The sequence below is a fragment of the Bradyrhizobium daqingense genome (genome assembly GCF_021044685.1).
In the GTDB taxonomy this organism is placed as follows: Bacteria; Pseudomonadota; Alphaproteobacteria; order Rhizobiales; family Xanthobacteraceae; genus Bradyrhizobium; species Bradyrhizobium daqingense.
In genome coordinates, this window is record NZ_CP088014.1 from 5,902,817 (window position 1) to 5,916,626 (window position 13,810).

The window sequence follows — 13,810 nt, forward strand, 5'->3', positions numbered from 1 at the left end:
ACTTGATACCGGCCGCGCACGATCCTACGGTAACGTTCCGCAATCGCTTCGCGTTCGCAAAGACGATAATCGCGCAGCCGTGCACCACAAGGGAGGAAATACGAAGTGTCCAAGGAGCGGACGCGGAACGGACAGCCGCGGCAATCGGAGGGCGTCCGCGCCTTCAAGCGCGGGCTGGATGTGCTGCAGGAGGTCAACCGCTCCGGCGGCATCCGCGCTGGCGATGTCGCCCGCGCGCTCGACCTGCCCCGCCCGACCGTCTACCGCCTGCTCGAGACGCTGGAGGAACTCGGCTATGTCGCCCGTAGCGCGAGCGACGATCGTTTTCGCGTGACCCGGCTCGCGCTGAGCCTCGGCGATGGCTACGATCCCGGCGTGGTGATCTGCCAGGCGGCCGCACCTTATCTCGCCGAACTCAACAAGACCCTGGTCTGGCCGGTCGATCTCTCGACCTACGAGAACGCGGCGATGGTAGTGCAGGAAACCACGCATTCCCGCAGCCCACTGTCGATCGACCGCGGCATGATCGGCAAGCGCCTGCCGATGCTGCGAACGTCGGCGGGCCGCGCCTATCTCGCCGCCTGTCCCGCGCGCGAACGTGACCTCATCGTCGGCCATCTCCGCCGCATCGACGAGGCCGACGACCGCCCCTTTCTCGACCAAAGCTACCTCGATCAGATGATTGCCGAGACGCAGTCGCGCGGCTACGCCATCCGCAGCGAAGGTGAGTACAATCCCAAGACGGCCTCGATCGCCGTTCCGATCATCCGCGATGAAGTTGTGTTCGGCTGCATCTCGATCATCTGGATACGGTCAGCGCTTTCACGCGACGAAGCTGTCGCGGCGTTCGTCGCACCGCTGCGCGCAACGGCGGCCGCCATCTCGATCGACTCCTAGGGCGCTCTCGGCCCGGCACGCCGTTGTGAATTCAAGGCCTGGGAGGACGCATCAAAGACGGCGCGGCATTGTGGGCTGAGCTGATCTCGCTGAGCGGCCATGCAGCTCCTGATCTGGTCCCGGTCGGGAACATAAGCGGCGCAAAGCCGAAGAGCGTCTCCCATGCAGGCTTGCCGCTGGTCGGCTTCGCTCGGGCCGGACTGGGCCAGGGCCGGCGCGATCGTTGCGCCCAGCAAGGCAAGAACAAGACGAAATTGCATAGGAATACTCACTTTCTCGCGTCGGCGTTTGGCAAGGCTGGCGATGTCATCCAGCATCATCGTGGAAGGTGAAGGAACGTCGCAATCGTCGTCTCTACGAGCAGATCGCGCGAAGTTTCCGGGTCGATCTCGGGAGCAATCCGATTCAGCAGCATCGGAAAGGCCGGCGGCTGATTCAGCGCAGCGTTGAGAAGCGCAAAAAACAGCGCGGGATGGCGGCTGCGAACGATGCCTGCTTCAATACCGGCGGAGAAAAGCTCACGAACCGTCGCGTAGGCCGGACGCAGAAGTCGATCCGACACCAGCACGGCCCGCTCCGGCACTTCCGCGGCGTGCCGAACGACGAAATCCCTGACGTCCGGATGCGCAGCATAGAAGGCGGCGATCTCGGAGATCACGCCGCAAAGCCGCTCACTCAGCGGGCGCTCGGAATCGCAAGCGATCTCCTGGACGCCGGCCATGGCCGGAAGCCCAATCGCAACGACTCGATCCAGGCAAGCCTCCCAGAGCGCAGCTTTGTTGCCGAAATGCACGCGAACAAGATTGGCGCTGACATTGGCAGCCGCGGCAACGCTGCGCAGATCGGCGCCATCGAAACCATGGCAGGCAAACGCATGAGTGGCTGCCACCAAGAGCGCCTCGCGGCCAGCCGGCATATCCTTGCTACGGCGCCCTCGCGGGCGCGACGGCACAGTGCTCTTCCTTTTGGCTTTCGCCATGATCACCTGCATATATGTTCATATGTACATATACGCGATTATGCGCTCATTGCAAGAGCTAACCATGGGGGCCTTGCCCAGCCGACACATCGGCGCCCGAAGCCCATCTGTCCGCTGAACGGACACTCGGCGCGGAAGCGTTGAAGTGGCGGCGCGCCTAAGCACAAAGATGGCCGATGCAAGATAAATTAGCGCTCGAAGAGTTTGACGTCGTGATCGTCGGCCGCGGCCCGGTTGGCGCCACTCTGGCCAATCTGCTCGGCGTCTGCGGCGTGCGGACGCTGGTGCTGGAGCGCGAGGCACAGACCTATCATCTGCCGCGCGCGGTGCATTTCGACGACGAATGCATGCGCGTGTTCCAGTCCATCGGCCTTGCCGATGCGATCCTGCCGCATGTCATTCTCAGCCCCGGAATGCACTTTCTGGATGCTGACGGCAAGATGCTGCTGGATTGGTCGCGGCCGCAGACGCTGACACCGATGGGCTGGAATCTCAGCTACCGCTTCCACCAGCCTGATCTGGAGGACGTGCTGATCAGCGGCCTCGCCCGCTGGCCGCATGTCACATTGCGCAGCCGTTGCGACGTGTTCGCGCTGGATCAGGACGAGGCCGGCGCGCGCGTCCGCTACGAGGACCTTTCCAACGGAAAGCTCACCGAGGTCGGCGCCAGCTACGTCGTCGGCTGCGACGGCGCGCGTTCTCTCGTTCGCCGCCTCATCGGCTCCGGCATGGACGATCTCGGTTTTCACGAGCGCTGGCTGGTGATTGACGTGCTGCTCAAGCGGAACCGCGACGACCTCGGCGACTACAGCCTTCAGCATTGCGATCCACGCCGGCCGGCCACCTATGTCCGCGGCACCGGCACGAGACGGCGCTGGGAGATCACGGTCCTCAGGGACGAGGATTCGAACGAAATCGCGCAGCCGACAAAGGTCTGGGAGCTGCTGTCTCGCTGGATCACGCCCGACGACGCCAAGCTCGAGCGCGCCGCGGTCTATACGTTTCATTCCGTCATCGCACAGCGATGGCGCAATGATCGACTGCTAATCGCCGGAGACTCCGCGCACCAGACCCCGCCTTTCCTCGGCCAGGGCATGTGCGCCGGCATCCGCGACGCCGCCAATCTTGCCTGGAAGGTCGGCGCGGTCATTCGAGGCGGTGCCAACGCGGAATTGCTCGATACCTATCAAAGTGAGCGCCAGCCGCATGTGCGCGAATTCATCGAACTGGCGATCCGTCTGGGCGGCGTCATCAACACCAAGGCGATCGAAGCAGGCCTGGCTGCAGGTCAAGAGCGCCAGAATGCACCAGTCAAGCTCGAAGTGAAGAAGCCCTTGCTCGGCCCGGGACTCGCGCTGGGCGATCTGCCTCTCGCCGGACATCTCGCACCGCAATTCACCTTGGCCGACAGCCGCCCTAGCGACGATGAGACCGGCTACAGCCATGTCCTGCTCGTAGAGAGCGCGGCCACACTCCCCTCGAGCGCCTCACTTTCACAGGCTGGGGTCAAAGTCCTGACGGCCGGCGATGCTGAAGGCATCGGCCCCTGGCTTCGCGAGCACGGTATCACCGCCGCGCTCGTGCGCCCCGACCGCTACGTCCGCGGGACCGCCCGCAACGATGCCGAACTCGACCGGCTCATCACCGTCATCACGCCTCCAGCCTACGTGCCGTCCGCGGCCTGACCCCAACACGCCTCAAGGATCTCCAATGAAGCTGCTCTCTTTCATCGTCGACGGCCGCGCCTCCTTCGGAGCCGTCAAGGACAACGGCGTCGTCGATCTCGGCACGCGCATGGTGCCCTGCACCACGCTGCGGCGGTTGTTCGAAACGGGTCGCGTTGCCGAGGCGGCAGAGCTGGTCGCGTCCACGGCATCCGACCATCCGCTCGACAAGATCACCTTCGCCCCCGTGATACCCGATCCCGGCAAGATCATCTGCGTCGGTCTGAACTACCGCGACCACGTCGCCGAGACCGGGCGCACCGTCACTGAGAAGCCGGCCCTGTTCGTCCGCTTCCCCTGCAGTCAGGTCGGACATCTCCAGCCCCTCGTTAAGCCTGAAGTCAGCGATGATTTCGATTACGAAGGCGAGCTTGCGCTTGTGATCGGCAAGGCGGGCCGCCACATCGCCGCGAGCCGCGCCCTCGACTACATTGCCGGCTATTCCTGCTACAATGAAGGCAGCATCCGCGACTGGCAGCGCCACACCAGCCAGTTCCTCTCGGGCAAGACCTTTGCCGAGAGCGGCAGTTTTGGTCCGTGGCTCGTGACGGCAGACGAAATCCCCGACCCGTCGAAACTCACCCTGCAGACACGGCTGAACGGCACGGTGGTCCAGAACACCACGACAGATCTTCTGATCACCGCCGTCCCCGAGCTGATCGCCTACGTTTCGACGATCTGCCCGCTCGTCCCCGGCGACGTCATCGTGACGGGCACGCCCGGCGGCGTCGGCGCGAAGCGCACGCCGCCTTTGTGGATGCGTCCAGGCGACACCGTCGAGGTCGAAATCTCCGGCATCGGAACCTTGCGCAACAAGGTCATCGCCGAACCGGCCTGAACACAAGCACCGATCAAGCAACGATAGAAACAGGAAACGCCATGGCCCCCGTCCGAACGACATCCACTGCCCTGCTGCTGATCATGATGGCAGTCGCAGGCTCCACTGCGCGCGCAGAGATCAAGGGCGATGCGCTTCGCATAGGCGTTCTCACCGATATGAACGGCGTGTTCGCGACCGCGATGGGGCCTGGCTCGGTCGAAGCGGCGCGGATGGCGGCCGAGGAATTCGACGGCAAGATCAACGGGAAGCCGATCGAGATCCTGCAAGCCGACCATCAGAACAAGCCGGATCTTGCGGCATCGCTCGCCCGCAAATGGTTCAGCGACGGTGTCCAGGCGGTCGCCGATGGCGGCAGCTCCGGCGCGGCGCTGGCGGTGCAGGAGCTGGTGCGCGGCAACGGCAAGATATTCCTGATCTCCGGCGCCGGCGCCAACCAGCTCACGGACGAAGCATGCGCGCCGACCAGCGTGCAATGGACCCAGGACGCCTACTCCACTGCGACGGCCGTCGTCTCCGGCATCATGCAGACCAGCAAGGATCCCTGGTTCTTCATCACAGGTGATTACGCCTTCGGTCATTCGATCGAGGCGACTGCGCGGGAGCGCATCGCCGCGCTCGGCGGCAGGGTTGCCGGCGGCGTGAAAGCCCAGCTCGGCACACCCGATTACAGCTCGTTCCTGCTTCAGGCGCAGTCATCAGGCGCCAAAATCCTGGCCATCAACGTTGCCGGCGACAACGCCACCGCGATCAAGCAGGCCGAGGAATTCGGGCTCGCCGCCCAGGGGATGAAGATCGTGCCGATGTCGTTTCAGAACGTCGACATCGAATCCGTTGGTCTTAAGGCGACGCGTGGCGACCTCATCGTGACCTCGTTCTTCGAGGACGTCTCGCCGGCGGCACGGAAATTCTCCGATGCGTTCTATGCCCGTCGCAAGGCGATGCCGTCGCAGATCCAGGCCGGCGTCTATTCTGCCGTGCGCCACTATCTGCAAGCCGTGAAGGATACCGACTCGGACGACAGCGCGGCCGTGATGGCGAAGATGAAGGCGACGCCGGTGTCGGACGCCTATACGCCGAACGGTCGCATTCGCGAGGACCAGCGCATGGTGCACGATCTCTACCTGGTGCAGGTCAAGACGCCCGAGGAATCCAAGGGGCCGTGGGATTTCGTCAAGCTGGTCGCGACCATTCCGCCCGACCAGGCCTTCCGTCCGCTCGACCGCAGCAAGTGCAGCCTGGTCGGCAAGTAAGCTCAGGCGAGATAGCGCGCCAGATAGCCTTCCATCGCGTAGAGCGCGCAGAGCGCGAGGCTCGACCACACCGCGGCGCTGAAATACAGGAACATCCAGGTCAGCTCGCCCCTCCAATGCGCGACGTCGTGGGTCACGACCCAGCGCGTGGCAACGTCACGCAGGCCCTCGAAAAATCCGAGGAACTCGTTGCCCTCGGCGTGCCCTGCCCGCCAGCGGCTCAGATACATCGGCACGTCGACGGTGATGAGAAAGGCGAGGAAGCAGGCGATGCCGACGATACCTGACATCAGCGCCCAGCGCACCACGCCCTGGAATTCAGGCATCAAACGGCACAGCGCGATGCCGGCGAGGAAGAAGGTCACGGCCCACAGCGAATTCTCGATCGCATTGTAGAGGAAGTTGGTCGTCACCACCGCGTACCAGGAGAAGCACTCCGCGATGATGATGATCGGCACGATCAGAAGCGCGATGTTCACCGCGGTCTCCGCGCCCGTCATCTGACCGAGCTGATGCAGGATGATCGCCCATTGCGCGGCGAAGCAGAGTTCGGCGACGGTCGCGACCGTGCGGCCGACGAACACGCTCGACAGCCAGGTATCGAACAGACAGATGCGCTGCACGTCGGCGCGCGGCAGCACCGAGCGGAAGGCGCAGCCGAACACATAGCCGGCGCAAAGCAGGAACATCAGCCCGATATCCGAGCCGCCGCTGACGCTGCCGGCAACGGTCGGATAGAACTCGCGGTACAGCATGAACCAGACGAGGATGTTGGCAGCGCTGACCAGCGTCAGAGACCCCCACCACCACGCGAGGGGATTTGACCGTGCCTGCCACTGCAACATGAATTCGCTCCGCTGTAATCGACGTGACATCTGTTCGTAATAATCCTGTCACGAGACACCACGGAATCGCGACAAAAATCTGTGCGCGACGGCGCATTTCCTAGCGCGTGTGAGCCCGCCCGCGGAAACCGCATGTGTCCGCATAGTGGACTAAAATGCCTGCTTCATGAATCTATTGGACAAATAGCGCGGCCGAGTTCATTAAACCCGCATGGCCCGGACCGCATCGAAACCATCCCTCGCCTCCTCCTCCGCCGCGGCAGTGCTCGCCGAGAGCGCAGATGACGCCGCGTTCGCGACGACGCTGGCCAAGGGCCTCGTCGTGCTCGAAGCCTTCAGGGCCGGCGCAACGCAGCTCGGCAACATGGAGCTGTCGACGCTCACCGGCATTCCGCGACCGACGGTGGCGCGGCTGACGCACACGCTCGCCGAGCTCGGCTACCTTCGCTACGACGCAGAGCGCGCCAAATACCGCGTCGGGGCGCGGGCCTTGCGAATGGCGCATCCGCTCCTCGCCGACATGCAGTTCCGTCAGCTCGCGCGTCCCATGATGCAGGAGCTGGCGCAGAGCGTGCGCGGCACGGTCTCGATCGGACTGCTCGACGCGACCTCGATGATCTACGTCGAGACCGCACGCTCTGGCGACGTCGGTCCTCACGTTCCCGACATCGGCATGCCCATTCCGGTCGTGATGACGGCGATGGGCCGCGCCGCAGCGGCGACCTTGCCGGCGGCGGACGCGGCAGGACTCGAGCGGCGCATTGCCGCGGAAGATTCCGAGTTGTGGGCGGCCTTCGAAGACAAGTACCGCGCCGGCCTCGCGCAATGCGCCAGCCGCGGCTTCTGCACCTGCTGGGGCGAGTACATGGCCTCGATCCACGCCGTCGCCGCCCCGCTGTTTCACGCAAGCGAGACCCGGGCAGACCTTCTCGATCAATTGCGGCATTCCCGCCTTCCGGCTCGAGCCGGGGCAGCTGGAGCGCGAGATCGGGCCGCGCATCGCAGCGCTTGCCGACAGCATCCGCACCATTGTCGGACAGACGGCACCAGCCGCGCCGCCTCGCAAAACAAGAAAATCATAAGCGCAAGGGAATGACATGGCTGGCCCGCTCGAGGGTTTGAAGGTTCTCGACATCGCGACGATCATCGCCGCGCCGTTCGCTGCGACCCTGCTGGCCGACTACGGCGCCGACGTGCTCAAGCTCGAGATGCCCGGCCAAGGCGACGGCGTGCGGTCGTTTCCGCCGTTCAAGGACGGCAAGCCGCTGTGGTGGAAGGCTGCCAACCGCAACAAGAAGCTCGCCACGCTCGATTTGCGGACGCCGGATGGGCTTGCGCTGTTCAAGGAGCTTCTTCCGCGGTTCGACGTGCTGATCGAGAATTTCCGCCCGGGAACGCTCGATCGCTGGGGGCTTTCCAAGGAGATGCTGTGGTCGATCCAACCGCGCCTCGTCATCCTGCGCACCACCGCCTTCGGACAGGACGGGCCGTGCCGCGACCGGCCCGGCGACTCGGTCTTTCAGAGGCCGAGATCGAAAGGCTTACCCAACGCAAGGTGATCTGACGTCGCAAGCTCAAAACAAACCAAAAAAAATCAAGGGAGGACCACACAGTGGCAAGATTCGAGGTCACACGCCGAACCGTGCTCGGCACCATCGCAGCAAGCGTTGCCGCCGGCTCGAGCTTCACGGCACGTGCCGAAGACGCCTGGCCCTCGCGCATGGTGCGGCTGATCTCGCCCTACGGACCGGGCGGCTCCAACGACATTTCGCTGCGCCTGCTCGCCGAAGAGTTCGGCCGCAGCCTGCGTCAGCAGTTCATCGTCGAAAACAAGCCGGGCGCCGGCACGCGCATCGCCAACGACATGGTCGCGCATGCACCTAGCGATGGTTACACCTTCCTCTATGTCGCGGCCCCCTACGCCACCGCCGAAGCGCTGTTCGGCAAGCTGACCTACGAGCGCAAGGATCTGCAGCCTGTCGCAATGGTCGTCGTCGCGCCGCTGTTCCTGATCATCAGCGCAGACGCGCCGTTCAAGACCTTGCCCGAGTTGATCGCCTACGGCAAAGCGAAGCCGGATGGTCTCACCTTCGCCTCACCCGGCGCCGGCTCGCAGCCGCATCTTGCCGGCGAGCTCCTATTCCGCGACGCCGGGGTCAAAGGCCTCAACATCCCGTTCCGCGGCGATGCCGCCTCCTATACCGAGCTGCTCGCCGGCCGCGTCGACGCCACGCTGACGGCGCTGCCGACCGCGCTGCCCTATATCCAGAGCGGCAAGTTCACCGTGCTTGGCGTCGTCTCACCGGAGCGCAGCGCACTGTACCCGCAGGCGCCGACCTTGCGCGAACAAGGCTTTCCCAATGTCGCTGCGGCCGGCTGGTACGGCTTCATGGCGCCTGCGACGACGCCCCGCGCCATCGTCGACAAGCTCCAGGCCGAGGTGCTGCGCGCGCTCGCCGTGCCCGCGATCAAGGACAAGCTGACCGCACAGGGACTCGAGGTGCGACCCGGCTCCGCAGCCGAGTTCGGCCAGTTCATCGACAGCGAGACGCAGAAGTGGACCAAGCTGATCCGCGACGCAGGCCTCAAAGGCGAGTAAGGGGGAAATCGGGTATGAAACACGTCCTTGTCAGGATGCCGGCGCCGATGTGCTGTTCAGCGCCACCACGCCGAAACAAGCAGCGCAGGCGATCAAGAAGGTCGCCGAGATCGGCTGGAAACCGCTGCACATCATCGACATCAACGCCTCCTCGGTCAGCGCGGTGCTGAAGCCGGCAGGCCTCGAAAACTCCAAAGGCATCGTGAGCGTCGGCTACGTCAAGGACGCCGCCGATCCCGAATGGAAGGACGATGCAGGCATGAAGCGCTATCTCGCCTTCATGACGAAGTACTACCCGGAGGGCGACAGGGATTCGAACCTGAACATTTACGGTTACATCACCGCTCAGCTCCTGGTGCAGGTGCTGAAGCAGTGCGGCGACGAGCTCACCCGCGAGAACGTGATGCGGCAAGCGGCCAGCCTGAAGAACGTCGAACTCGACCTGACCCTGCCGGGGATCTCGGTCACGACCAGTCCGACAGACTACCGCGTCAACAAGCAGTTCCAGATGGTGCAATTCGACGGCCAGCGCTGGCAGAAGCTCGGGGACATCATCACGGACGAAGCGAAAGAATGAACACGCGCGGCCTCATCGGAGCGGTGCTCAATGCCTTCCGCGCGGCGGCCGCCGCTGCGAATGTACTCATCCGCTTCCTCGACATGGTGCTGATATTCGGAGATCGCGCGATTGGCCATGCGGATGCGGTTGGCCTGTCCCTCCTCGACCATCGTGGTGATCCGCTGCGCCAGGAACACGCAGGCCTCGAATTCATCCCTAATGGCACCGGTCCGCGCCAGAAAGTCCCAGGCGATCTCGTAGGCCTGCTCGGCAGCGGGATTGCGATAGTCGCTGAAGATGATGTGCGTCAAGACCAGCCAAAGCCGGAGGGAGGCAATCGTTCCTATCCCTTGGATGCATGACCCGGCTGAGCGCGCGCAAAGCGACCGGACGCGTCGACGCGCCGGTGGCTAGATCGCGACGAGGAACGCGGAGACTTAGGCCGCCTGGCGCTGGTGCGTCAGGTACTCCATGGTCACCTTCTCGACGTTGGAGTCGATCCAGGAAGCCATGCGCTGCTCTTCCTTCAGTGAGGCTTCGAGCAGCGGCTTGGCTTCCGGCGCACCGGCGGGGTCGCAGAGCGTCAGGAGCGATTTGTACGCGGCGATCTCGAAATTCTCGAACGCATTGTTGGCGAAGGTGTTCTTGAGAATCTCGTCGTCCGCGACCGAATGCGCCATCGCCATCATGTTGGCCATGACGGACTGCGCCGTATCCTTCAGGCTGGACGTGCTCTCCCCGCAAGCCTGGAGACACTGTTCCAGTCGCTTGAGCTGCTCGTTGGTCTCCTGAAGGTGCATCGTGACCTTCGCCTTGACCTCGGGATAGTCGTCCAGCCGTTCCGACTGGCGCTCCATCAGCTCGCGCGCCTGCACTTCCATCGCATGCGCATTGCGTAGTCCGACCACGAACGTATCGCGGGCTTCGTTAGCCATTTTCCTGTCCTCCGTTTGACTGGCTTCGTTCCAGCAACCGGGGAGAACGGACGGTTGTTCCTAAACTAACTGACCAAGCCGATTGCCGCAGGAGCCCCCGCGGCGCTGCCTGCTGGTCCTCCGAAGAACTGCGCTAACCTATGGGACCGTCATTCCGGGCGCAGGATTCAGCGACCCGGAATGACGAAGATCCTCTCACCGCTTCATGGCCGCCACATACGCCGCCAGCTTGTCCAGCGTCTGGTAGCCGTATTCGACGGCGCCGAAGCCGATCATGCCGTCGCGCTGCTCGGTGCTGGAAGCCAGCTGGCGCATCATCAGCACGGTCTTGCCGTTGCTCTGCTCAGCAAAGGTGACGGTAAAGCGGAACATGCCGGGATCGTCGTCCTGGTCGAGCCCGTGATCCATCTCCATCAACGACGGCCGCTCGATGCGGCGGAAGCGCATGCGGTTGGGATAGACCGTGCCGTCGGGGCCGATCATGTTGAAGCGCCAGACGCCGCCGACCCGCACGTCGATCTCGAAGGTCTCGACCTTGAAGCCCTTCGGCCCGAACCATTGCGGCAGGTGCTTCGGGTCGGACCAGGCCTCGAACACCAGATCACGCGGCGCGTCGATCACGCGCGACATCACGATCTCGCGGTCGAGCGACCATTGCGACAGGGCTGGATTGGCGGAATTCGTCATCACTCGGAACCTTTCCGTTTGCTTGTACGGGACGGCCGCTTGGCAGCCGCCCTCTCCTTCTTGAGCTTCATCACATAGGCTTCGAACCGGTCGAGCCGCGCCTCCCAGATCGCGCGCTGCTGCTGGAACCAATCTTCCGCGCCGAGCAGCGCATTCGGGCTGAGGCGGCAGGTGCGCACACGGCCGGACTTCTCCGACAGCACGAGCCCGCTCGTCTCCAGCACATGGATGTGTTTCATGAAGCTCGGCAACGCCATGTCGAAGGGGTCAGCGAGCTCGCCGACCGATGCCTCGCCTGCGCAGAGCCGCATCACGATCGCCCGCCGGGTGGGATCGGCGAGCGCGGAGAAGACCTGGTCGAGCCGGGATGATTGGTTAGCCATGAAGCTAACTATAGACCCCCGGCCAACCGTTGTCAATAATCGTTAGCTACATGGCTAAGTTATTTCGCCGCAGGCCGTGCGGCGGTTTCCTGCAACGCAATCGTGAATTGGGACGCCCGGCGGTTCACGTTAAGAAGGGTCCCGGGGGCGCATCACATCTTGCGTCAGAGCCGTGCCGTGTCCTTTGTCACCTCATCGCATCTCACAAGGCGAGCGCTCGCCCGGGCCGCGCTCGTTCCACTCGCCCTTGCCTGGCCCCGCCGCAGCTTGGCGGATTCCGACATGATCGCGCAGATGCGCGACATCGTCGCGAACCATCTGGCGCCGACGGTGATGCCGGACCATGCAGGCGGCCTCGCCGCCGCGCTCTATGCCGGCAGCCATGTCGAATTCTTCACCTATGGTTTTGCCGATGATGCGGCCAAACGGAAGGTGACGCCGGACACGCTGTTCAATCTCGCCTCCTTGCGAAAGCCGTTCGAGGCCACGCTCGTGGCGCTCGGCACGCTGCGCGGCGAGCTGCGGCTCGACGATCGCCTGCCAAAATACCTGCCCGAGCTGAGCGGCGACTACATCCGCCAGGTGACCGTCGGCCAGTTGGCCACGCACACATCGGGCCTGTTGCTGCCGACAGATCATCCGCCCTGGCCGGACGAGCAGTTCACGCGCGACCAGTTCATCGCCATGCTGAACGCCTTTGCGCCCGGCTCCGGCGTCGCACCCGGCCGGCAGCGCATCTACACCCATGCCGGCTACGTGCTGCTTCAGCTCGTGCTGGAGCGCCGCTACGGCATGCCGATCGCGCCGCTGTTCGAGCAGCGCATCCTCAAGCCGCTGGGCATGAGCGCGACCTGCCTGCCCGCGCGCGGCGAAGACAACCGCGCCGTTATGGACGAAGCCTGGATGCGGCGCGCCGTCCAGGGCTATTCGGACCAGCGCATGGCGGTCGGCCCGATCGGCAACCAGCAGAGCTATTTCGATTTTCCCGGCACCGGCCAGATGTTTTCCTCGGCGCGCGACCTTGCGACCTTCGTCGCAGCCGCCATCGACGGCCGCGCGATCGACCCGCATCTGCGCGAGGCGCTGCGGATGACGCAGCGCGAGGCCTTCCATGTCGACGAGAAATTCGGACAGGGTATGGCCTGGGAAAGCGTGCACCTTCCCGGCGTCACCGTCGTCGACAAGCCCGGCGGCCTCAACAACGCCTCCGGTTATATCGGGCTCGTACCGGCGCGGCGGCTCGGCCTCGTCCTGCTCGCCAATCGCGGCGAATATCCGCACGAGATCGCGCGCTACAGGATCCTGCCGGAACTGGCCCGGCTCGTCGCTTCACATTGAGGCGGCGCCGCGCTCAAACCGAGCGCGTCAGCCCGCCATCGACGCGGATGTTCTGGCCGGTGATGTAGGCCGCGCCGTCGGAAGCCAGGAACGAGACCGTCGCGGCAATCTCTTCGACCTTGCCGTAGCGCTGCATCGGCACGCTGTCGCGGCGCGCATCGGTCTGCGGCAGGCTGTCGATCCAGCCCGGCAGCACGTTGTTCATGCGGACGTTGTCGGCCGCATGGGTGTCGGTGAAGATCTTCGTGAAGGCGGCAAGGCCGGCCCTGAACACCGCGGAGGTCGGGAACATCGCGCTCGGCTCGAACGCCCAGGCGGTCGAGATGTTGATGATGGCCCCGCTCTTCTGCGCCTGCATCACCGGCGTCACCAGCCGGGTCGGACGGATCACGTTGAGTAGATAAGTGTCGAGGCCGGCATGCCATTGCTCGTCGGTGATCTCGGTGATCGGCGCGCGCGGGCCGTGGCCGGCGCTGTTGACGAGCACGTCGATGCGTCCCCATTTGGCCAGCGCGCCGTCGACGAAGCGCTTCAGATCGTCGTTGGACTTGTTCGAGCCGGTGGCGCCGAAGCCGCCGAGCTCGGCCGCCAGCGCCTCGCCCTTGCCGGAGGAGGACAGGATCGCGACGCGAAATCCGTCCGCTGCGAGCCGCCGCGCGGCCCCTGCCCCCATGCCGCTGCCGCCCGCGGTGACGAGTGCAACCTTCTCCGCCATAATCGATCATCCTTTGATATCGTCGAACCGAACCACGAGGCCCGCCCCGTCATGAGGC

Annotated in this window: 12 protein-coding genes and 4 pseudogenes; 9 read left to right on the plus strand and 7 right to left on the minus strand. The window is 64.4% G+C overall.

The features are described 5' to 3' along the window. Positions 1 to 105 precede the first annotated feature (105 nt). The gene (locus tag LPJ38_RS28060) at positions 106 to 897 is read left to right on the plus strand and encodes a DNA-binding transcriptional regulator (protein WP_145629873.1); all 792 of its coding nucleotides are present in this window, start codon (positions 106 to 108) and stop codon (positions 895 to 897) included. A 316-nt stretch (positions 898 to 1,213) separates the two neighbouring features. On the opposite strand, the gene LPJ38_RS28065 is transcribed toward LPJ38_RS28060, so the two are convergent. Further along, the gene (locus tag LPJ38_RS28065; RefSeq protein ID WP_231088423.1) at positions 1,214 to 1,876 is read right to left on the minus strand and encodes a TetR/AcrR family transcriptional regulator; all 663 of its coding nucleotides are present in this window, start codon (positions 1,874 to 1,876) and stop codon (positions 1,214 to 1,216) included. Between the two features lie 176 nt (positions 1,877 to 2,052). On the opposite strand from LPJ38_RS28065, the gene mhpA reads away from it, so the two are divergent. The 3 genes from mhpA to LPJ38_RS28080 are packed head-to-tail and all read left to right on the plus strand — an operon-like array spanning position 2,053 to position 5,691. Next, a complete protein-coding gene (mhpA, locus tag LPJ38_RS28070) occupies positions 2,053 to 3,561 on the plus strand; it encodes a bifunctional 3-(3-hydroxy-phenyl)propionate/3-hydroxycinnamic acid hydroxylase MhpA (RefSeq protein WP_145629872.1) in 1,509 nt (502 codons plus the stop codon). Positions 3,562 to 3,586: 25 nt separating this feature from the next. Next, a complete protein-coding gene (locus LPJ38_RS28075) occupies positions 3,587 to 4,438 on the plus strand; it encodes a fumarylacetoacetate hydrolase family protein (RefSeq protein WP_145629871.1) in 852 nt (283 codons plus the stop codon). Positions 4,439 to 4,479: 41 nt separating this feature from the next. Next, positions 4,480 to 5,691, plus strand: coding sequence for an ABC transporter substrate-binding protein (locus tag LPJ38_RS28080; RefSeq protein ID WP_145629870.1), 1,212 nt, complete (start codon positions 4,480 to 4,482; stop codon positions 5,689 to 5,691). A 2-nt stretch (positions 5,692 to 5,693) separates the two neighbouring features. Here LPJ38_RS28080 and LPJ38_RS28085 read toward each other — a convergent pair whose 3' ends face one another. Then, positions 5,694 to 6,536: a hypothetical protein gene (locus tag LPJ38_RS28085; RefSeq protein ID WP_145629869.1), complete on the minus strand. Its 843-nt coding sequence runs from the start codon at positions 6,534 to 6,536 to the stop codon at positions 5,694 to 5,696. Positions 6,537 to 6,747: 211 nt separating this feature from the next. On the opposite strand from LPJ38_RS28085, the pseudogene LPJ38_RS28090 reads away from it, so the two are divergent. The 4 genes and pseudogenes from LPJ38_RS28090 to LPJ38_RS28105 form a co-directional block, all read left to right on the plus strand. Next, positions 6,748 to 7,618, plus strand: a pseudogene (locus LPJ38_RS28090) (IclR family transcriptional regulator). Between the two features lie 15 nt (positions 7,619 to 7,633). After that, positions 7,634 to 8,044: pseudogene (locus LPJ38_RS28095) on the plus strand (CoA transferase); the annotation flags it as partial. Between the two features lie 104 nt (positions 8,045 to 8,148). Then, positions 8,149 to 9,135: a Bug family tripartite tricarboxylate transporter substrate binding protein gene (locus LPJ38_RS28100; RefSeq protein WP_145629868.1), complete on the plus strand. Its 987-nt coding sequence runs from the start codon at positions 8,149 to 8,151 to the stop codon at positions 9,133 to 9,135. 31 nt (positions 9,136 to 9,166) lie between these two features. Further along, a pseudogene (locus tag LPJ38_RS28105) lies at positions 9,167 to 9,712 on the plus strand (ABC transporter substrate-binding protein); the annotation flags it as partial. Positions 9,713 to 9,789: 77 nt separating this feature from the next. On the opposite strand, the pseudogene LPJ38_RS28110 reads toward LPJ38_RS28105, so the two are convergent. The 4 genes and pseudogenes from LPJ38_RS28110 to LPJ38_RS28125 form a co-directional block, all read right to left on the minus strand. Beyond that, positions 9,790 to 10,005: pseudogene (locus LPJ38_RS28110) on the minus strand (hypothetical protein); the annotation flags it as partial. Between the two features lie 126 nt (positions 10,006 to 10,131). After that, positions 10,132 to 10,629, minus strand: a complete 498-nt coding sequence (locus tag LPJ38_RS28115; protein ID WP_145629867.1) for a ferritin-like domain-containing protein — start codon at positions 10,627 to 10,629, stop codon at positions 10,132 to 10,134. 195 nt (positions 10,630 to 10,824) lie between these two features. Continuing rightward, positions 10,825 to 11,316 (minus strand): SRPBCC family protein, encoded by a 492-nt coding sequence (locus LPJ38_RS28120; RefSeq protein ID WP_167520318.1) that lies wholly within the window; start codon positions 11,314 to 11,316, stop codon positions 10,825 to 10,827. Further along, a complete protein-coding gene (locus LPJ38_RS28125) occupies positions 11,316 to 11,699 on the minus strand; it encodes an ArsR/SmtB family transcription factor (RefSeq protein WP_145629865.1) in 384 nt (127 codons plus the stop codon). The genes LPJ38_RS28120 and LPJ38_RS28125 overlap by 1 nt, the downstream gene beginning before the upstream one ends. 282 nt (positions 11,700 to 11,981) lie before the next feature. On the opposite strand from LPJ38_RS28125, the gene LPJ38_RS28130 reads away from it, so the two are divergent. Beyond that, complete coding sequence (locus tag LPJ38_RS28130) at positions 11,982 to 13,037, plus strand: serine hydrolase (RefSeq protein ID WP_167520300.1); 1,056 nt, start codon at positions 11,982 to 11,984, stop codon at positions 13,035 to 13,037. 13 nt (positions 13,038 to 13,050) lie between these two features. Here LPJ38_RS28130 and LPJ38_RS28135 read toward each other — a convergent pair whose 3' ends face one another. Continuing rightward, complete coding sequence (locus LPJ38_RS28135) at positions 13,051 to 13,755, minus strand: SDR family oxidoreductase (protein ID WP_145629863.1); 705 nt, start codon at positions 13,753 to 13,755, stop codon at positions 13,051 to 13,053. Positions 13,756 to 13,810: the final 55 nt, after the last annotated feature.